Below are 20,144 nucleotides of genomic sequence, written 5' to 3'. Positions count from 1 at the left end.
TGGCAAGGTGCTGATGCTGATGCTCTCAATGTCGCCATCGAGGTCGCTGGCAATCAGCGGTACCGCAATAGCCTCACCTTCTGGCGTGCTAATAGCGGCGTCGGTTGCCACAGGCGCATCATTCACAGGCTCTACACTGTCATCTCCTTTTGCACTTGCCGCTGCAATTATACCTACCAAACCTAATCCAGCTGCTGCAGGTATCCACCAAGGAATAACAGCAGCGGCTATATAATCTTCACCACCTAACGCTTGTCCCTCAACATCGCCAACTTCTAATTGCGTGACGTAGTCGTAAGTCTCGCCAGTATCAGGGATATAGTAATAGTATTCACCATTTTCAGCGATGCCGATCAAAGCAGCATCTGGATCATCATAAAAACCTTCTATAATAAGGTCACTGTCTTCTCCCTCTTTTTCAAAAGAGACATGTAGATCATTCTTTATGCGTTTAGTGATGATATGGTTAGGGGCACGACCAATAGCAGTATCATGGAATTCGTAGTTCACTTTATCCATAGCGGTAATAACGGTAGGCGTGCCATTATTAGTTACTACTGGCACTTGCTCAATAGTTTGAGTCGCACTGTTAGTTTTTACTATAATCGTATTCATGTTTTTATCCTTTGTTTTAATTTTATATTCAATATGCTTTCTACATTAGCTTATTAATAGGTGACTCCATTCACCAAGGAAAACACAATTATTGATTACGTTCTTCTATCACGGCTACGACTCGACGGTTGAGTTGTCGACCTTTGGCACTCTCGTTACTGGCTCTTGGTTGCAGCTCCCCATAACCAATAGCATTTACACGTTCTGCTGGAATATTAAATTTTTCAATCAATACTTTTTTCACTGCATTGACTCGGCGCTGTGACAAGTCCTGGTTATAGTCATCACTACCACGACTATCAGTGTGTCCCTCAATGGTGACAACTGTATTAGGGTACTGAGTCATGAACTCTGCTAACTCAACTATTTTTGAATAATAGTCTTGTCGCACTCTGGCTTTGTCTGTCTCAAATAATACTTCAAGATCAATGATGACTTTTTCAGTTAATACAGGTTTTTGTTCTACGATAACGCGGGTAGGTTGCTGGATAAATACTAGTGTATTGCAGTTATTGGGAATAACACGACTAATCTGGTGTGATTGATAACGTTTATTATTCAGTAATGGTAAAGCAACATCAGAACTAATCTGCTCTAAAGTGCTTTTCCCTCTTTCACTCATACTGACCTGAAAAAAGTAGGTTTGTGCTCCTGTTAGCTCATAATCTGTTTTATCTGCCAATAAGTCATTATTTTTAAAGCCTGTAGCATGCGCACTTAACTGATTAGTACCAGCACAAGATTCGACGACAGTGTAATTATTTGCATGCAAGCTAGTTTGAAACCTATTATTAATAGCAATATTGGCACTGGTCTGCTCAGTATGACCGTCATTTTTTCGCATAAATACTAAGCGAGCTTCGTCAGCTGCCACTTCTGTTTCTAATATAGTATTAATATCAGTATCGACTTGATTGTTCCATACCACCCCATCAATACGACGACTGTCACCATCATTATCAATACCAGAAATCATAGTGCAAGAAGACACACCAAACAAAGCTATCGGCAAAATAATAGCAACCATATTCTTTTTTAGTAATAACTTCATAGTTTTATCCCGACTTCTTGTTTGATGTGTCTGTTGATACTTTATTAGCAGTCAAACTCTCTACAAATTAAAAGTTTAATAATAGTATGTATGTTTATAAACTAAGAATTAATTTAGCGTTAATTATTAGTTTACTATATTTATAGTGAACTAATATGTCCATTTTGACTATTTATAACCTACTTTCGACCACTCATCAGGTTTTACTAGGCTAGCTATAGTGGAATCAAAAAACCAGTGGCTTGTGTTAGATACCTCAACTCACACTTATCTTTTAACAATGATTAATGATTACTACTAATAGCTCAAAAAACTATTAACTCATCTCGCTTCGATAGATTTACAGACGTTATAAGTTTATGTCGATACGCAGACAAAAAAATCACCCGCACTTTTCAAGTTAGGGTGATTTTTTTGTTTGAGATACTCTTTTATAAAGAAGCGAAGTTTATGCAAGTATGTGAAGTTTATTTTTTCCAGACAATGCTATTAAGATTAGTTTTTACCCTAAGGTTTTACTATTATAATTGCATCTTATTATAGTCTTACTGCTGTCATCAATCATCTCGACTTCAACTAATCAGTAATTGCTTGTTTAAAACTAGGGCGTGCCATAATTGTATTTTTCCAGCGCTCAAAATGTGCATACTGAGCAAAAGGATAGCCTGCTCTACCTAAAACAACCAGTTGCGGAATCCAAGCAATATCCGCCAATGAAAAGGCATCGCCAACTAGCCAATCATGATCTTTGAGACGCGCGTCCATTTTTGCAAACAGTCGTCAAGAACTGCGGTTGCCTTATCAACATCCTCTTGACTAAAACCATGTGTACTACGGTGCTCGTGAAACACTAACAGTGCTTTGTCGTAAGTTTGGTTTTTGCGGCACTCTATTAGTTGTTCTTCTAGTTATTCTTCGCTAAGACCCGTGGCACTCAATTTATAATTTGAGCATCTAGACAGCGTGGCATTACCTTATCAACCTACACCGATTACCATGCAGATGCTGTGGCACAAAAAATATCAAAAAGACCCTAAGCATCAGCAGTTTAGGAAACAGGTTGTCGCGTCTACTGATATTTTTAGAACGTACTAGGGTCCGTTGAGTATTCCTACATCACCGCTTACGTCCTCCTTTACAACCTCGTCGACAATATTTTGACATCAACAGTCATTAAAAATGCCATTATGATATTAAATTAGCCTTCAATTATCATAAAATTATCAGGTGTGAAGCTAGTGATATTACTAGCAAGCTATTGAATTATTTAACAATATAAGAAGTCAAGTGGTATGAAATTATTTGATATCTGCATAGCGATATTTTTGGGTTCTCTTTAATGTTTTTATAAAAATGAAGGTTGAATAATAAGGTAAAACCATCTAATAATAGGTCTATAAGTTCTAGACATTTATCTAGCAACTTATACCCACTACTTTTAGGAAGTTAATACAATGACGTATAAAAATGTAACTGTCGCGGGAAGCGGCATCCTAGGCTACCAAATTGCTTTTCAAGCCGCATTTCATGGTTTCAATGTCAGTGTCTATGACATCAATGATGAGGTTTTAGAAAAAGCAAAGTCAAAATTTCAATTGATGTGCAAGGCTTTTCGAAAGGATTTGAGGGCAACTCAAGAGCAGTTGGATAAGGCTTTTGATAATCTCAGCTACACCTCAGACTTAGCAGAAGCAGTCAAAGATGCTGATCTAATGATTGAAGCCATTCCCGAGATTCCTGAGATTAAAATCGAATTTTATGAAAAACTTGCCAAATTAGCGCCAGAGAAAACCATCTTTGCGACCAATACCTCAACCTTACTTCCTAGCCAGTTTGCAGAATCAACGGGACGACCTGCGAAGTTTTTAGCACTACACTTTGCCAATAAAATTTGGATGCATAATGTCGCCGAAATCATGGGGCATCCTGGGACAGATCCTAAAGTATTTGATGAGGTTGTTGCTTTTGCTACTGCCATCGGTATGGTGGCAATGCCGCTGGATAAGGAGCAACCCGGCTATATCATGAACAGTTTGTTGGCGCCTTTTATAGATGCAGCTTTGCAATTGGTTGCAAAAGAGGTTGCCGATCCACATACCATAGATAAAACGTGGATGATAGTAACTGGCGCGCCGTCAGGCCCCTTTGCCATATTGGACACTATCGGTATCAACACTGCCTACAACATCACAAAACTATCTGCTGAAAAAACTCAAAATCCTGTGAGGTTCAAGGCTGCTCAATATCTAAAAGAACAATTAATCGATCAAAATAAACTAGGATTCGCGACTGGAGAAGGGTTTTATACGTATCCAAATCCAGCCTTTATGCGCCCTGAATTTTTGAAATAATAGATAGCTTTCAAACTGGCTCTAAAACACAAAAGGCCATTCAAGCTTTATGTTGCATCGCTTGAATGGCCTTGTCAGTCGCGCATTTTATCTAACTAAATATCTTAATATTAGGATTTACTTTCGGCGATAACTATTCAAACCTATCTAAGTTATGTTTGTTTATTAGAGGGAAAAGTCATATTTCGTCAATGCCACTATCTCAATTGGCACTGCATACTTCCAAGGCATACCGCCCGTACAATAGAACTGGCCATCTTCAAAAGCCACAATGCGAGATGTGAAGTCATTACCTACCTGATCTTCTAGAGCATTCTCATCACTCTCATCACTTACAGCACACCATATACTTTGATGACCGTCCTCAAGCATTGAACGAGTTAGTTCGCTTCCAACAATTACCGTATCCATGTTGTTACTCCTATTCAATGACAATGATTAGTAAGCTAAACAAGTGGCTTCATAACAGCAATCGCTTGAGCATCTTCGAACCTGTTTTATCTATCGTTGCAAAATATTGGTGGTTAGACAGATGAGCTTATAAATAGATAGTACAGATGTATTGTCAGCTAGAACAAGAAGTTGTAGACAGATGGTAGATTTTCATGCATAGGCTGTAAAACTAATCTGCATGCAGAGTATAACAGTCATTATATTAATAGTAAGTTATAGCCCCACATCATCTTGAGTAAGCGCCACCCTCTTTACTGAGACAGCATATTCCCATAGCTCACCTTTATCACAAACGAACTGGTCGTTATTAAAGGCTACAATAGGAACCAATAATTCGTAGTAACCATTATCTATGGTTGCGATAGCATAATCATCGCTAACGTTGCTGACAGCACACCATACATAGTTGCTGACATTTTCCAAGATTGCTTTGGTTAACTCACTGCCTTGTAATTCAGCAATCATCTTCAGGCTCCAGTATCTATCAAGTTAACCTATTACTTTATAGATAAATTCGGTTTTTGCAATATATCTGTATAACTCATAAGTTCTCGAAATACACCTGACTTCCCTCGAGCAGATTTTTTATAGTTAGAATTTATGCTCAAACTATTCAAAGATATTTTTAATCTTATGCTCGATATACTGTCTTTTCGGTATGATAAACCGGCTTTCATTTGTGCTATAAAAGACTGCTTAATCGATGCTCGTTAACGCTTTACTAACATCTAAGAAATTGACAGCGGGGGGCAGCTTATACTACCCTTTATCACTCATTAACTTTATTAATCTTACTTCTTAAATAGTAAGATCGTTCCGGAGTAATCCCATGCAGTGGACTAAACCAGCTTTTCAAGACATTCGTATCGGTTTCGAAGTTACTATGTATTTCGAAGCACGCTAAAACTCATTAGCACTCAATCCATTAAAAGCCCTAGATGATTAGGGCTTTTATTTTTTTGGAAATATTGATTTATGTATATTCACGTTTTAGGCTCAGCTGCTGGTGGTGGTTTCCCGCAGTGGAACTGTAACTGCGATAATTGCCATGGTGTCCGTCAAGGCACGATTCAGGCAAAAACCCGTACCCAATCTTCGATAGCCATATCAGAAAATGGTGTGGATTGGATCTTATTCAACGCGTCCCCTGATATCCGCCAACAATTATTTGAGTTCAAGGCAGCACAGCCAGCACGTCAATTGAGAGATACAGGCATCACCAATGTGGTCTTGATGGACAGTCAGCTTGACCATACGACGGGGCTATTGACCCTGCGTGAAGGTTGTCCAATTCCTGTTTGGTGTACTGACATGGTCTATCAAGATCTAACGACAGGATTTCCTCTCTTTAACATGTTGAAGCACTGGAATGGCGGTTTGCAATATAATCAAATTGATCCAGAAAAGACGTTTAAGATTGAAGGATTTGACAATTTAGAATTGACGCCTTTGGTGATTAGAAGCTCTGCACCGCCCTACTCTCCGCACCGCAACGACCCACATGATGGCGACAATATTGCCCTGATTGTAAAAGACTTAAAAACACAAAAGCAGCTGTTCTATGCGCCAGGCTTGGGCAAAATTGACAATGAAGTCATGCAAATCATGAAAGCGTCTGATTGTGTGATGATTGACGGTACGCTATGGACAGATAACGAGATGCAAGAATGCGGCGTCGGTACGAAGACCGGCCAAGACATGGGACATTTGCATATTAGTGGTGAAGATGGCTCGCTGCATTATCTAGATCAGTTGGATAACGCTCGTAAGGTGCTGATCCATATCAATAACACCAATCCGATATTGAATGAACAGTCTGAACAGGCTGCGACATTAAAACAACATGGTGTTGAAGTAGCGTTTGATGGTATGCAGATTGAGCTGTAAGACAAACGGTAAGGCAAAGATAGCAATCGTAAGGTGAGAACAATGCAAGAAGAAAACACAGCACTCAGTCCAGAAGCGTTTGAACAAGCGATTATGGCAAAAGGTCAGTATTATCATATCCACCATCCTTTTCATATCATGATGCATGAAGGGCGCGCCACGCAGCAGCAAATCCAAGCGTGGGTCGCCAACCGTTTTTATTATCAGATCAATATCCCATTGAAAGACGCGGCCATTATGGCAAACTGTCCTGATCAGCGCGTGCGTCAAGAATGGATCCAGCGCATGATTGATCAAGATGGCGTATATCCTGACGGCGGCGGCCGTGAAGCGTGGTTGGGTCTGGCAGAAGCAGTTGGTTTGACTCGTGAGCAGGTGATTTCTGAAGAGCTAGTGCTACCGGGTGTGCGTTTTGCCGTCGATGCTTATGTGAACTTTGCACGACGTACCTCATGGCGAGAAGCCGCTAGTAGCTCACTTACAGAGTTGTTTGCTCCGCAGATTCACCAGTCGCGTTTAGAGTCTTGGCCCAAGCATTACCCTTGGATAAAGGAACAAGGCTATACCTATTTCCGCTCACGCTTGAGTCAAGCGCGCCGCGATGTTGAGCATGGTCTGACCATCACACTCGACTCGTTTAAAACAGCCGAGCAACAAGAGCGTATGCTTGAGATCCTACAGTTTAAGCTCGATATCTTATGGACGATCTTGGATGCATTGAGCTTGGCCTATGTGCATAATCAAGCCCCTTATCAAAGCGTTACCACTGACAATGTCTGGCATAAAGGATTGTTCAAATGAGTATACCTGCTAGTTTACCTGAGCTGGATCAATCCATCGTACCGGTATGGCGTCACGGTTATCGTTTTCAGTTTGAGCCTGCGCAAAACGCGTATGTCTTGCTCTACCCTGAAGGTATGATTAAGCTCAATGACAGTGCCAGCATCATTGGGCAACATATTGATGGTCAAGCGTCCATTGCTGATATTATCCAAAAGGTGCAAGCTATGTTTGGCGATATTCCCGAAATCGAGCAAGACATCATCGAATATATGCTAGTCGCCCAGCGTGAACATTGGATTGATTTAGTATGACTGCAACAGTCGGGCTACCGCTATGGCTGCTTGCTGAGCTGACCTATCGCTGCCCCTTACAATGCCCTTATTGCTCAAACCCTATTGACTATGCTCAGTATAAAGAAGAGCTAACGACGCAAGAATGGTTTGATGTCTTTGATCAGGCGCGGCAAATGGGTGCGGTGCAGCTTGGCTTTTCTGGCGGTGAACCACTGGTTCGTCAAGACCTAGAAGAGCTGGTCGCTTATGCGCATAATCAAGGTTTTTATACTAACTTGATCACGTCGGGTATGGGATTAACCGAAGCTCGGATTGCGCGTTTAAAAGAAGCAGGTCTTCAGCACATTCAAATCAGCTTTCAAGCCAGCGATCCAACGGTAAACAATGCCTTGGCAGGTTCAAAACATGCCTTTGAGCAAAAATATGAGATGTCACGTCTGGTTAAGCAATACGACTATCCAATGGTACTTAACTTTGTGATTCATCGGCAGAACATCGATCAGATTGACCAGATTATTGATCTCTGCTTAGAGCTGGAAGCCGACACGGTCGAGCTGGCTATTTGTCAGTTTTATGGTTGGGCGTTTGAGAACATAGAGGGTTTACTACCAACCAAAGCGCAAGTGGTCCGAGCTGAACGCATTACCAATGAATACCGTAAGCAGATTGAAGAACGTGGTATCAAATGCAAACTTATTTTTGTGGTGCCTGATTATTATGAAGAACGTCCAAAGCCCTGTATGGATGGCTGGGGCAAGATTTTCTTAACAGTGGCACCAGACGGTACAGCCCTACCTTGCCATGCTGCCAGACAAATGCCAATACAGTTTCCTAATGTACGACATACACCACTGTCAGATATTTGGTATGAGTCTACGAGCTTCAATCAGTTTCGCGGTGATGATTGGATGCCCGATATGTGCCAAAGCTGCCCAGATAAAGAGCGCGATTATGGCGGCTGCCGTTGCCAAGCGTTTATGCTGACTGGAGACGCCAAAAACGCCGATCCTGTCTGTGGCAAATCGCCTTATCACTACCTGATTGAGGAGGTGCGTATCAACAGCGAGACGCCTGTACCTTTTGAAGAGTTGCGCTTTCGCAATCCAAAGAATTCTAAATCACTGAGTAACAAACAGCTGAATAAAGACAAATTGATTCCTACTCGTATGGTAACAGGTGAAATATGAATGCTAATACTAAGCCTGTCATATTTGATGGACATAACGATCTGTTGACCCGCCTTTGGCTAAGTTCAGCTGCCGATCCGGTACATGACTTTATTTATGGCACGCTACCAGGGCATTTGGACTTACAACGTTGCAAAGACGCGAACTGGATGGGCGGATTATTTTCTATCTTCTTACCGCCCTATGCTTATGTGAAAAACAACCATCCTGAAAAACTATCTGACCCCTCAAATTCGGATTTTACTCCGCAAGAAATTGTCGATATCTGCTGTGCGCAATTGAAACTAGCCCAGCAACTAGAGGCAAGATCTGACGGTCAGATTCAGATTTGCACCTCGTTAGAACAAATTCATGCCTGTCAGCAGAATAAGCAACTGGCCATTGTATTGCATTTGGAAGGTGCTGAGTTTTTAGCCATACAGCCTGACCTGCTTGATATGTTTTATGAGGCAGGCCTCAGAAGCATTGGCCCACTATGGAATAGAAAGAGTCTCTTCGGTGATGGCTTAAATGCGTCTTTTCCGCATTCTCCCGATACAGGATCTGGGCTCACGACTCAAGGTAAAGACCTCATTCTTAAGTGCAGTGAAAAGCATATGTTGATAGATGTGTCGCATATGAATGAGCGTGCTTTTTGGAATACGATAGAGATTGCCTGCCAGCCTATTGTTGCGACACACTCCAATTCGCATGCTCTATGTCAGCAAGCACGGAACTTGACCGATCAACAGCTAGCTGCTATTAAACAAAGCGATGGTTTGGTTGGGGTAAATTTCGATGTGGCGTTTCTTCGTGCAGATGGGCAACGTAATACGCAAACCTCACTTGATGTGATTGTCGACCATCTTGATTATCTGATCGACCATCTAGGCGAAGATCACGTTGGGTTTGGCTCTGATTTCGATGGTTGCCTACTGCCTGATGAGTTATCTGATATCAGTCAAATCTCCATGCTGATTGAGCGAATGCAGCAACGCCATTTCTCTGATCAATTGATTGAAAAGATAACATCAAAAAACTGGTTTACGGTGCTTGATAAGGTATGGCAATAATTATAATAGCTATCCAGCAATTACTGTCTAGGGATTGCTGGATAGCTCGTCTGATTAAACATACCTCATATAAAGAATTTAAATGTTAACTATCTTAAAACTGATCAAACAGGGTAATCATTAGTTCTCGTTTTACCTTAATACCTGCTCTACCCGTTCAATCAAGTATTCTTTGACCGCATTAAACAGTGGATCGATTAAGCGCCGCTCTGGACAAATCAAATATAGTGGATAGTTGGCCACTTGCCAGCCGTCCAACTCCACCTCGACCAGTCTCCCTGCCTTTAAATCGCCGGCTATATCTAACTGAGACTTTAATGCGATGCCTTTACCAGCCACTGCCCAGCGGCGTACAACGTCACCGTCTTTACTTCTGCGATTGCCATCCACGGCCACACGTTTAGTCTTTCCCGCTTTCTCAAAAGTCCACTCGCTCAAATATTTTTCATCATGCCCCAAACGTAAGCAATTATGCTGCGACAAATCTTCCGGCATTTTTGGGATACCGATACTCTTATCAATCTTGCTCAAATACTCCTTTGACGCACACAGTATAGGGCGATTATTCAATACAATAGGTAGTGCGACCAGTGACGAATCTTTGGGTGCGCCATAACGTAGTGCCAAATCAATCTGCTGACCATACAAGTCCACATAGCTGTCTGACATATGTAGCTGCACCGTCACTTTTGGGTGAATGTCTATAAAATCGTCCAACCAAGGCAAAATTAGGTTTCGTCCCAAATCTGATGATGCCGACAGCCGAATGGTACCCGTCAGCTCGGCATCATTATCATGCAATCCTGCATAAGCATTGTCTAAAATAGCCACCGCATCTCGGCAATGCTTTAAATATTGCTCACCCTTGCTAGTTAGACGCAGCCTACGAGTAGAGCGAACAAACAATACCGTCTCAATTTCCGCTTCTAATCGCTTGACCGCTGCACTCACAACTGCAGGCGACAGATCTAAGTGCCGAGCACAGGCAGATAGGCTACCTAAGCGAGCGGTCTCAATAAAAATACGTAAATCCTGCAAATTTTTCATCGTCATGCCTTCGTTCAATTAGCATCTAACTTAGCAACCAGCATCGCTTGCTGCTGCTAGCCTCATCATTATATAAAAATTATTGAAACTGTTTCTCTAAACCTGCTGATTATCAAAATCATTAATTATAGTAGCATGCACCTATAAGGTTTACTCACACATTTGGAGATACACGATGGATACTATAATACGGCCTACGAGCACACAGGACACTCAATACCCTAGCCAGCATGATAGAGATAATCAACAAAGCGCACTACAGCAAGCACGCAACTTACCACTACCTTCAAAATCAGACATGCTTAGACGTGCACCATCGGTAGAGCATTTCTGGCATCAAAACAGCCAGTTACTAGAGCAAGCATGGGCAGAGTGGGAAACCACTGAGCATGACTTGCCTGTACTCGATGACTCATTATTTGATCCAACTTTACGTGATGCAGTGACGCACGCATGGCGCGCTCCTTCTACGGAGATGGCTGTTAAAAATTTATGGCAAGAGATACTACCTGACGTATATCAAGGGCAACTCTTTGACCCAGCACAACTATCAACGCTGCGCCGTTATCTGCAAGCAATCGCAGACGCTAACATTCCCATACGTCCTCCTTATGGTATCGCATTGAACAGTAATGGGGCCATGCTAGATGCGCGTTCGCTAGGCTATCTGGCCACCCCTAATTTTCAGGCGTTTTATCATAAAGTCATGAATCAATATATGCGCCCTATCGCTCGGTTGTTATTTGCCAATGTTTATGGCTATGACACTCAGACCTTTGGGTTCTCAATTCAATACCAGCCGACAGGCGACACATCGCTACAACTTCATACTGATGCTTCAGCGGTGACTATGAATATTAACCTAAATCTGCCAGGCGAAGACTTTACTGGATCAGAAGTCGACTTTGTCGGTCGCCATTTAGGGCAAACCAAACGTGCCATCTTTAAGCCTGGCATGGCGATTATTCATAGAGGCTCGGTGCCACACGCCGCACATCCAATCACCAGTGGCAAACGTACCAATATGGTGCTTTGGCTGTATGGCGATAATATGCAAGTACCACGAGGAGTTGGGCTTAATAGTCATATTGATGCTAATCAACGTTGGACTGCTACGCACAGTCAGCCTGATAATTTCGTACCGTTTTAACAGCGGTACGCTATCGTTAGGTCAGACACAGCATAAAAGGTTAAGACAAGCATGAATATCTAAATAAATGATTACCTCTGCGAAAATGCGCACTTAAATCAGTAATAGCTAATAATTGATATGTTATAATGTTTCATTATAATTATACAAAGGCTATTGTATGGCGACACCTTTTCAACGGTTACAAGCGATTGACGCACTTCGAGGGCTTGTGATGCTCATCATGATGGTGGATCATGTTCGAGAGACCTTTTACTTACACCATCAAGTTCCTGATCCAATGCTGATACCAGGAACAGATGAACCACTATTTTTCAGCCGAATGATTGTCCATTTATGTGCACCTATTTTTGTGTTACTGACGGGACTGTCTGCTTATTTGTACCAACACAAACACAATAGTATTCAAATGACCCGCGAATTTTTAATCAAACGCGGGCTTTTTTTGGTGTTTCTGGAGCTGATTGTAATTAACTTTGCTTGGACGGCACAATTTCCACCTGACGTGGTGTATCTCCAAGTGATATGGGCGATTGGCTTCAGTATGATTGCGCTCTCAGCAGTTATTGGCCTGCCTAAAAAGTGGCTGTGGCTACTGAGCTTGGTGATTATATTTGGGCACAATTTATTAGATACCGTCTCCTTTGCCAACGTTCCTATTATGCATCAACTGTGGCTAATACTTCATGAACGCGGCTGGATTGAGTTTGGTGAGGTGATTCGTTTCAGAACCTCTTATCCTGTACTGCCTTGGATTGGCGTTATTATACTGGGCTACTGTATCGGTACATCTGTGTTCGGTCACTCTACGTCTGTGCAAAAGAGAAATCGTACGTTACTTTCATTTGGCATGGTGAGTATCGCGTTATTTGTGGTATTGCGAATGGCCAATGTATACGGTGATCAAGCATGGCTGATGATGCCGACTCTGAGTGAAACCTTCATGAGCTTTATGAATCTCACCAAATATCCACCATCGTTACTCTTTATATTGTGGAATGTGGGCATAGGACTGGTTTTACTAGTGATGCTCCAAAAGATTGAAACCAAACCATGGATAAAACCACTGGTAATCATTGGTTCTGTGCCAATGTTTTTTTATATCGTACATCTCTATGTATTGAAACTGCTGTATGTATTTGCCGTTCAACAGTTCGGTATGACGCATGGAGAATATTTTGGTGTAAATGACGTCAGTACACTTTGGTTCATTGCGATTGCACTGAGCATTTTACTGTATCCCTTAATGCGTGCTTTTGCCAAATTCAAACATGGCAACAAACACATTACTATCCTCAAATATTTATAGCGATAGCTCCCAACGATATAGCGACTATATAAAAGAACAACAATTCTATAAGCAGGCTTGGCCAGCCTATATGGGATATAGCGAAGTCTAGACATTATCAGATGGTCAATAAGCATCATTGTAACGTTGCTATTGACCGTTTGAGTTTCTGCTATAGATTTTCTGACGTTTTTTAATAAAATTTCTTATTGATCTATTGTATTGTTTTTAAAATAGTATAAATAAACATTCCGATCGATCCATCCATTACTTGCTACCAATAAGGCGAACACTTTATTTCTTCAGCGAGAAAGTCAATAAATTTTCTTTGTAGTGGTGTCACCTGCTTTCGATTGGCATAAACCACATAAACACCCAAGGTTTTGGGTTTCCATTCAGGCAATAACTCAATAAGTTGTCCAGATGCAATCAAAGACTTGACTGCGCCAGATGGTTGTAAACTAATCCCATGTCCACGCAACGTGGCAGAGAGCAAGACTTCAGAGATATTGGCGCTGATATTGCCAGAGATAGGAACAGACTCTGGACCATTTGGCCCATCAAACACCCATGCCGACCGTCCAAAATACGCAAACGATAGACAGTTATGATGTACAAGCGACTGTACATCTGTAGGTCTGCCACGCCGTTGTAAATACTCAGGTGCCGCGCATACGATAGAGTGGCACTCACCGATACGTCTGGCAACGACATTTGGCTCCAAGTCATTGGTGATACGAATCGCCAAGTCAATACGGGCATCAACTAAATTGACCGAGTCATCAGTGGTAAGAATATCAATCGCTGTTTGCGGCCAGTGAGAAACAAAGCGACCAACCACATCCATCAAAAGGCTATCAATCAGCGAAAAGCTGGCCGTGATTCGGAGCTGACCTTTTAGCTCCAAAGTGTTTTGATTACGTATCTGATCCAACGAGTCAGTCAATTCAAGCAACTGGTACGCCACCTCAAGAGTCTGCTCACCAGGTGCAGTGAGGCTCAGACTTCGAGTCGTGCGATGTAATAAGCGCATATCCATCCAGCTCTCAAGCTCTGTAAGATAGCGCGTCACCTTAGCTCTAGACATGTCTAAATTGTCCGCGGCACGGCTCAAGCTACCTTGTTCGACGATCGTGACAAACACCTGCAACGCGGTCAGCCTATCCATCTCTACATCCTTATTTGCACGAAAACTGAAACAGTAAATACCGAATTATAGCGTATTTAAACGAAATACAATCGAATAGAATAGCTACTAACAACGAATACCGCCATTAACGCGGTCTATTTATCCAAATGAAAATACAGGTAGATTATGAAAAAATTAATGACAGCTTCTATGGCGGCCAGTGTGCTACTGCTTGCAACCCAAACAAACGCAGCCGATCTACAACTACAAGCATATAAACCTGATCAAAATGCTATTTTCCCAGTGGTTTCTGTGCTGGCAAGTGGCGAGAAAGATGCTATTTTGTTCGATGCACAGTTTAGTGTTAAAGATGGTGAAGCATTGGTTGATATGATCAAAAAAAGTAATAAAGACCTAAAAATGATTTATATCACGGCAGGCGATCCAGATTACTATTTTGGTCTTCAGCCTTTAGTCAAAGCCTTCCCTAATGTAAAGGTTATGTCTAGCCCTTCGATTATTGAACACATTGAAGCGACTAAAGATGCAAAATTAAAGCATTGGGGTCCAATCCTTGGTAAACATGCGCCTACCAAGATCACAGTACCGCAAACACTTGATCAGTCTACACTGACCCTAGAAGGTCACAAAATTGAAATCAAGGAGATGGGAACCCATCAAGCATATATGTGGGTACCAGAGTCAAAAACCGTTTTCGGCGGTGTGTCGGTAACATCAGGTATGCATGTGTGGACTGCTGATACCCAAACTAAAGAAGCTCGTAGCGAGTGGATGCAATCATTGGAACAAATGAAGCAATTAGAGCCAAACCTTGTGATACCAGGTCACCATTCGGGCAACCTACTCAAAAAAGACTATGCTGTTGATTTCACTCTCAGTTATCTAAAAACCTTTGAGCAAGCACTGGATGAGGCAAAAAAGCAAGACTCTAAACAGTCAGAAAAAGTGATTTCTACTATGGAAGCAGCTTATCCCGCGTTATCTGGGGATACTAATTTACAAATAGGCAGTAAAGTAAATACAGGTGAAATGAAGTGGTAAATACGGACTATTAGATAGAAATATCATTATTTGATAAGTCTGTTAGCAAAATACAGGTGTCAAAATGCTGGCGTATGAATGCTTGGTCAATCAGCATACGCCAGTACTTTTAATGATCTCAGTCTCTCAAAGCATCTTCAACAAAGCTCAAACGGTCTTGACCAAAAAACATTTCACCATTTACAAAGAAACTTGGTGCCCCAAATACGCCTCGTGCTACTGCTTCTTCGGTACTAGATTTTAAACGCGCCTTAACCTCTGGCTCACTAATACGTGCCATAAAATCAGTCGCATCAATGCCTACTTTCGACAGAACTTCAGCCACAACTTCTGGTGATTCCATATTTAACTTTTCAGCCCATAGCCCATTAAAGACAGCGGATAAATAACTCTCAAATTTAGGTGTCCCCAAATAAGCGGTAACACCGCGCATAAGCTGCATCGTATTGACTGGGAAAAATGGATTGAAGCGAAAAGGCACGTCATAGATGGCTGAAAAACGCTTAAGGTCTTTGAGCATATAAGCGCCTTTAGCAGGTACGGCAGCTGGTGAGGTGTTACCAACGGCTTGGAACACTGCGCCAAGTAACATAGGTCGCCAAACGATCTCGGCATTGTGACGCTGCGCGATACTCGCTAACTGCGTCCACGCCAAGTAACTGGCTGGGCTACCCACATCAAAGAAAAACTCTACTTGTTTACTCATCTTTGCATTCCTTGCAATATATTGAAAATCCATTAAAATTTTGACGGTTATTAACCAGATAGGATTAAAAAGTTTCCATCCATGGGCGTAAATCCAGCTCATGTGTCCAGCTATCTCTTGGCTGACAGTGCAACTGCCAATACTGCTCAGCGATATGTTCTGGATTTAAAATACCGTCTTGGTCTTTCAGCTCATAGCGCTCAGGAAAGTTGTCACGAATAAAATCAGTATCAATAGCACCGTCAATGATAGGATGCGCGACATGAATGCCCTTTGGCCCCAACTCGCGTGCCATGCTTTGTGCCAATGCCCGTAGAGCAAACTTAGCACTAGCAAAAGCTGAAAAACCTTTACTACCGCGTAAAGACGCTGTTGCACCCGTAAAAATAATTGTCCCCCTCTCACGTGGAATCATGACTTTTGCCGCTTCTCTACCTGTCAAAAATCCAGCCAAGGCACCCATCTCCCACACTTTTCGATAGACCCTTTCTGTCGTATCTAAGATGGAGAAATGAACGTTTGCTCCGATGTTAAACACTACTACTTCAATCGGCCCAATGTCTTTTTCAATATGAGCAAACAGCTCAACCATCTCTTGCTCGATACGCGCATCACAACCAAATGGCTTGACTACTCCCCCAGCCGCTTCGATATCACTGACTAATGCCTCTAGCTTCTCAACAGTCCTTCTGGTCACGCACAAAGTAAAACCTTCTCGCGCAAAACGTCTGGCAACAGCACTGCCAGTGGCATCGCCTGCGCCGATCACAACTGCTACGGGTGCTCTGTTCATGTCTATTCCCTTATAGGTTCCTTTTTAGAACTAACAAAAACATAGCTTTATTTTTGGACCCTGTCAAGCTAACCTATAGCTTAAAGATAAAGGAGATAACCTATGCGCTGGGATGAACTGGACCAACAGTCTTGCTCGGTGGCTCGCACTTTAGCAGTCATTGGTGATCGTTGGACGCTCATGATTTTACGTGATTGTTTTTTGGGAGTCAGACGATTCGACGTATTTGAGCAACGCTTAGGCATTACACGCCATATCCTATCTGACCGTCTACGTAAATTGGTTGAATATAATATTCTAAGAAAAGTCACCTATCAGCAGCGGCCGCTACGTGAGGAATATAGACTGACAGAGTGCGGGTTAGATTTGCACTCTATCGTACTGGCGTTGGTCAGTTGGGGTGATAAACACATGGCTGATGAACGCGGAGCACCGCTATTGCATAGACACAAGGCATGTGGTCACATTATGCATCCTGTGACAGTATGCTCCGAGTGCGCTGAGCCCATTACTGCACGTGATATTGAGGTTGAGATAGGACCCAAATGGGTCGGCAATGATGAAGTGAGTATTTAATATAGTAGCGGTTTATTAATCACTGGAGCTAGATATCAGAACACTTTATTTAAAAGACTTAACCTTTTACGGTTGTACTGTACTTTAGCCTAAAGTGTTCCAAAACCTCGTTAATTTCCAATATAAAGGGCGTTATGCAGACCAGCCTTCTAATACAATCTTGCCATGCGCTTGCTGTTTTTCTAGCATTTGGTGCGCACTACGTAGATGTTCAGCGGTGATAGCCCCAAGATTGTGAGCGACCGTGGTTTTTATCTCGCCTGCATCAATCAATTTTGCCACCGCATTTAATAAATGATGCTGTTCAATCATATCTGGCGTGTTGAACATTGAGCGTGCAAACATAAACTCCCAATGCAGGCTTAAGCTTTTGGTTTTAAGAGGGTTGGCATCTAGTGATTTTGGATCATCAATCAGTCCAAGCTTACCTTGCGGCTTTAAGCATTTAATGATTTCTTCATAATGATCTTCAGTATTATTGAGACTTACCACGTAGTCTACTTCAGCAATACCTGTTTTTTGTAGTTCATCAGACAATGGGTTGCGGTGATTGATAACATGATCAGCACCCAAATCTTTGAGCCACTGCACGCTCTCATCTCTCGAAGCCGTACCAATAATCGTGGCTGACGTTCTTGTTTTTAATAACTGAGTTAGGATAGATCCAACGCCGCCCGCTGCGCCAATGACCAATACTGAGACATCATTAGCATTCTCGGTACTACCGCTGTCATTCGCTGCGCTATCAGAGACAGGCACTTGTAAACGGTCAAATAACATCTCCCAAGCTGTAATCGTCGTCAGCGGTAATGCCGCTGCCTCAGCGAAAGACAAAGAGGCTGGCATGTGCCCAACGATACGCTCATCGACCAACTGATATTCAGCATTGCTGCCTGAACGGGTCAAATCTCCAGCATAATAGACGTTGTCGCCTACTGAGAACAAACTGACGTCTTCACCGACAGCCGTCACAGTACCAGCAGCATCCCAACCAATAACAGCATACTCACCCTCTGCAGCAGGACGCCCTTCACGGATTTTATAATCTACTGGATTGACTGATATGGCTTTCACTTCTACGAGAATATCGCGGCCTGAAGCAATTGGCCTATCAAGGGTGATGTCTTGTAGCGATTGTTCGTTATCGATAGGTAGATTGTTTTGATAACCAATGGCTTTGATATTTTGCATAATATTGTGTCCTGTTTTTAATGAGAAAGTTTTTAATAGTAAAATTTGAAAATGTAGTTAGTAATGGTTTAATTGTTCGAAATTCATTGATGCTGTTAAATGCAAATTTTATGCATCTTATGCAAAAATTGACTGCAATACTGTCTGAGTCTGCTGCTCAAGCTCTGCAATGGCTGATTGGTTTAAAGCATTAGTATGTGGTCGACCAAACGCCCCTCTTGCATCGCCATGTGCGCCATCTGTTATATCGTTATCAAAGTATTTACCAGTATCATCAGCGAACTCATCCGAGATGGCCAACTCCGTTAGGATATTTGCGCCTTTGTCCGCTGATGACCAATGCTGACCATACGCTTCGTTGGCCATTTTTGTGTTCAGCAGCGAGCCTGGATTGACGGCGATAACATTGATATCGTTGCTAGCGACGGTGTCAGCTAATGCCATACTCCATATCGTGAGTGCTAGCTTACTTTGGGCATAAGCATCCTTATCATCGAGGCGGGTCTGGCCTGCAAGTGCTTGATAAGATATTGACGCTTGCGCAGCTGAGCTTAAGTTCACGATACGTGCTTGCTTAGACTGCTTTAGCAAAGGTAGTAAAGCATTGGTCAGCTCATAAGGCGCTAGGTAATTGACCACAAAGCGTACATCCAAACCGTCTTTAGTCATTGCTGATGCCGTGGTATAAATCCCTGCGTTATTTATGAGCACATCGAGCTTGAGCAGTTTTTCATTGACGTCTGCTGCCATCTTTAGCACATCCGTTAGATCAGAAAAATCAGCCACAAACCCATCAATATTATCTACTGCTGCGCCTGTCGCGACTGCTTGAACTTCTGCAATGACGCTAGCAAGTTTGTCAGCATCGCGGCCATGCAAGTACACTTGGTGCCCAGCTTCTGCCAGTTTTAACGCTGCCAATTTGCCAATGCCATCTGTGCTGCCAGTGATTAAAATTGTTTTAGTGGTATTCAGAGTCATAAACCGCCCTTATTGTTTGAATTATTGTTTCAGTTTTGGATACCTGTTCTATTTTATCCATCGTGATAGCGCCCATTGTAATGAAAGTGTTGTGCTTCAAACAGTAGCCATCACCTAAAACACTTTCAATATAATTTTGAAAGTGAGTTATATTTAAGGGGTTATTTAGACTGTTATCTAAGCGGTTGCTAGTTATACTTAGGTTCAAAATTCATGAGGAATGTTAAATGCAGTATCCCATAGCAATTACACCAAGTAATGAAACAACAGCTTATGGCATATTTATCCCAGACATAGTGAGTTGCTATTCAGCCAGCGATGAACGTGCAGATATCTTTAATAATGCTAAAGAAGCAATTATGCTCCATCTAAAAGGATTGATAGAAGACGGCGAAGCCATTCCTCTACCTACCGATAGTACTAAACATAAAGATAATCTAGATTTTGAAGGAATGGATTGGGCAGTAGTAGATATTCAGATACATGAGCTATATGAATGACATCAAAGAACCACTCATGCCTGTCAGATATAATAAATGAACTAAAACG

The 20,144-nt window shown here is 42.2% G+C and carries 23 protein-coding genes; 12 read left to right on the top strand and 11 right to left on the bottom strand.

Annotated elements, in window-relative coordinates:
- The 3 genes from ABFV72_RS03060 to ABFV72_RS03050 all read right to left on the bottom strand — a co-directional run.
- Positions 1-615 (bottom strand): Ig-like domain-containing protein (locus ABFV72_RS03060; protein ID WP_347162389.1); only part of this gene is annotated, 615 nt, incomplete at its 3' end.
- A gap of 88 nt (positions 616-703) precedes the next feature.
- On the bottom strand, positions 704-1,666 hold the full coding sequence (locus tag ABFV72_RS03055) for an OmpA family protein (protein ID WP_347162388.1): 963 nt from the start codon (positions 1,664-1,666) through the stop codon (positions 704-706).
- 576 nt (positions 1,667-2,242) lie between these two features.
- The gene (locus tag ABFV72_RS03050; protein WP_347162403.1) at positions 2,243-2,443 is read right to left on the bottom strand and encodes a glutathione S-transferase family protein; all 201 of its coding nucleotides are present in this window, start codon (positions 2,441-2,443) and stop codon (positions 2,243-2,245) included.
- Between the two features lie 677 nt (positions 2,444-3,120).
- Here ABFV72_RS03050 and ABFV72_RS03045 point away from each other — a divergent pair.
- A complete protein-coding gene (locus tag ABFV72_RS03045) occupies positions 3,121-4,017 on the top strand; it encodes a 3-hydroxyacyl-CoA dehydrogenase (RefSeq protein ID WP_347162387.1) in 897 nt (298 codons plus the stop codon).
- A gap of 165 nt (positions 4,018-4,182) precedes the next feature.
- Here ABFV72_RS03045 and ABFV72_RS03040 read toward each other — a convergent pair whose 3' ends face one another.
- Both ABFV72_RS03040 and ABFV72_RS03035 read right to left on the bottom strand, forming a co-directional pair.
- Positions 4,183-4,428 (bottom strand): hypothetical protein, encoded by a 246-nt coding sequence (locus ABFV72_RS03040; RefSeq protein WP_347162386.1) that lies wholly within the window; start codon positions 4,426-4,428, stop codon positions 4,183-4,185.
- Between the two features lie 255 nt (positions 4,429-4,683).
- Positions 4,684-4,935, bottom strand: coding sequence for a hypothetical protein (locus ABFV72_RS03035; protein WP_347162385.1), 252 nt, complete (start codon positions 4,933-4,935; stop codon positions 4,684-4,686).
- 364 nt (positions 4,936-5,299) lie between these two features.
- Between ABFV72_RS03035 and pqqA the strand changes: the two genes are divergently transcribed.
- The 6 genes from pqqA to ABFV72_RS03005 all read left to right on the top strand — a co-directional run bounded on the left by pqqA (position 5,300) and on the right by ABFV72_RS03005 (position 9,672).
- On the top strand, positions 5,300-5,374 hold the full coding sequence (gene pqqA, locus ABFV72_RS03030) for a pyrroloquinoline quinone precursor peptide PqqA (protein ID WP_082894360.1): 75 nt from the start codon (positions 5,300-5,302) through the stop codon (positions 5,372-5,374).
- A gap of 71 nt (positions 5,375-5,445) precedes the next feature.
- On the top strand, positions 5,446-6,357 hold the full coding sequence (gene pqqB, locus ABFV72_RS03025; protein WP_347162384.1) for a pyrroloquinoline quinone biosynthesis protein PqqB: 912 nt from the start codon (positions 5,446-5,448) through the stop codon (positions 6,355-6,357).
- 42 nt (positions 6,358-6,399) lie between these two features.
- A complete protein-coding gene (pqqC, locus tag ABFV72_RS03020) occupies positions 6,400-7,158 on the top strand; it encodes a pyrroloquinoline-quinone synthase PqqC (RefSeq protein ID WP_347162383.1) in 759 nt (252 codons plus the stop codon).
- On the top strand, positions 7,155-7,451 hold the full coding sequence (gene pqqD / locus ABFV72_RS03015) for a pyrroloquinoline quinone biosynthesis peptide chaperone PqqD (RefSeq protein ID WP_057760106.1): 297 nt from the start codon (positions 7,155-7,157) through the stop codon (positions 7,449-7,451). Before pqqC ends, pqqD begins: the two co-directional genes overlap by 4 nt.
- The gene (gene pqqE / locus ABFV72_RS03010; protein ID WP_347162382.1) at positions 7,448-8,620 is read left to right on the top strand and encodes a pyrroloquinoline quinone biosynthesis protein PqqE; all 1,173 of its coding nucleotides are present in this window, start codon (positions 7,448-7,450) and stop codon (positions 8,618-8,620) included. Before pqqD ends, pqqE begins: the two co-directional genes overlap by 4 nt.
- Positions 8,617-9,672 (top strand): dipeptidase, encoded by a 1,056-nt coding sequence (locus ABFV72_RS03005; protein WP_347162381.1) that lies wholly within the window; start codon positions 8,617-8,619, stop codon positions 9,670-9,672. Before pqqE ends, ABFV72_RS03005 begins: the two co-directional genes overlap by 4 nt.
- A 132-nt stretch (positions 9,673-9,804) precedes the next feature.
- On the opposite strand, the gene ABFV72_RS03000 is transcribed toward ABFV72_RS03005, so the two are convergent.
- Entirely contained in the window at positions 9,805-10,719 is a 915-nt protein-coding gene (locus tag ABFV72_RS03000) for a LysR family transcriptional regulator (RefSeq protein ID WP_347162380.1), read from the bottom strand.
- Between the two features lie 175 nt (positions 10,720-10,894).
- Here ABFV72_RS03000 and ABFV72_RS02995 point away from each other — a divergent pair, with 175 nt between their 5' ends.
- Both ABFV72_RS02995 and ABFV72_RS02990 read left to right on the top strand, forming a co-directional pair.
- Positions 10,895-11,869: a hypothetical protein gene (locus ABFV72_RS02995; RefSeq protein ID WP_347162379.1), complete on the top strand. Its 975-nt coding sequence runs from the start codon at positions 10,895-10,897 to the stop codon at positions 11,867-11,869.
- 160 nt (positions 11,870-12,029) lie between these two features.
- The gene (locus tag ABFV72_RS02990; protein WP_347162378.1) at positions 12,030-13,178 is read left to right on the top strand and encodes a DUF1624 domain-containing protein; all 1,149 of its coding nucleotides are present in this window, start codon (positions 12,030-12,032) and stop codon (positions 13,176-13,178) included.
- Between the two features lie 253 nt (positions 13,179-13,431).
- Here ABFV72_RS02990 and ABFV72_RS02985 read toward each other — a convergent pair whose 3' ends face one another.
- Positions 13,432-14,325 (bottom strand): LysR family transcriptional regulator, encoded by an 894-nt coding sequence (locus tag ABFV72_RS02985; RefSeq protein WP_347162377.1) that lies wholly within the window; start codon positions 14,323-14,325, stop codon positions 13,432-13,434.
- A gap of 147 nt (positions 14,326-14,472) precedes the next feature.
- Here ABFV72_RS02985 and ABFV72_RS02980 point away from each other — a divergent pair, with 147 nt between their 5' ends.
- Positions 14,473-15,348 carry an MBL fold metallo-hydrolase gene (locus tag ABFV72_RS02980; RefSeq protein ID WP_347162376.1) on the top strand — a complete coding sequence of 292 codons (876 nt, stop codon included), beginning with the start codon at positions 14,473-14,475 and terminating at the stop codon, positions 15,346-15,348.
- Positions 15,349-15,466: 118 nt separating this feature from the next.
- Here ABFV72_RS02980 and ABFV72_RS02975 read toward each other — a convergent pair whose 3' ends face one another.
- On the bottom strand, positions 15,467-16,054 hold the full coding sequence (locus tag ABFV72_RS02975) for a 2-hydroxychromene-2-carboxylate isomerase (RefSeq protein WP_347162375.1): 588 nt from the start codon (positions 16,052-16,054) through the stop codon (positions 15,467-15,469).
- A 64-nt stretch (positions 16,055-16,118) separates the two neighbouring features.
- The gene (locus ABFV72_RS02970; RefSeq protein WP_201572302.1) at positions 16,119-16,847 is read right to left on the bottom strand and encodes an SDR family oxidoreductase; all 729 of its coding nucleotides are present in this window, start codon (positions 16,845-16,847) and stop codon (positions 16,119-16,121) included.
- Between the two features lie 102 nt (positions 16,848-16,949).
- Here ABFV72_RS02970 and ABFV72_RS02965 point away from each other — a divergent pair, with 102 nt between their 5' ends.
- Entirely contained in the window at positions 16,950-17,423 is a 474-nt protein-coding gene (locus ABFV72_RS02965) for a winged helix-turn-helix transcriptional regulator (protein WP_347162374.1), read from the top strand.
- Between the two features lie 132 nt (positions 17,424-17,555).
- Here ABFV72_RS02965 and ABFV72_RS02960 read toward each other — a convergent pair whose 3' ends face one another.
- Positions 17,556-18,605 carry a zinc-binding alcohol dehydrogenase family protein gene (locus ABFV72_RS02960; RefSeq protein WP_347162402.1) on the bottom strand — a complete coding sequence of 350 codons (1,050 nt, stop codon included), beginning with the start codon at positions 18,603-18,605 and terminating at the stop codon, positions 17,556-17,558.
- Between the two features lie 126 nt (positions 18,606-18,731).
- Complete coding sequence (locus ABFV72_RS02955) at positions 18,732-19,595, bottom strand: SDR family NAD(P)-dependent oxidoreductase (RefSeq protein ID WP_347162373.1); 864 nt, start codon at positions 19,593-19,595, stop codon at positions 18,732-18,734.
- 227 nt (positions 19,596-19,822) lie between these two features.
- On the opposite strand from ABFV72_RS02955, the gene ABFV72_RS02950 reads away from it, so the two are divergent.
- A complete protein-coding gene (locus ABFV72_RS02950) occupies positions 19,823-20,095 on the top strand; it encodes a type II toxin-antitoxin system HicB family antitoxin (protein WP_201572310.1) in 273 nt (90 codons plus the stop codon).
- The last annotated feature ends 49 nt before the right edge of the window (positions 20,096-20,144 follow it).

Source organism: Psychrobacter proteolyticus (genome assembly GCF_039762275.1).
Lineage (GTDB): Bacteria > Pseudomonadota > Gammaproteobacteria > Pseudomonadales > Moraxellaceae > Psychrobacter > Psychrobacter proteolyticus_C.
Note: the sequence above shows the minus strand (reverse complement) of the source record. Positions and strands in the feature narration are given on the sequence as shown.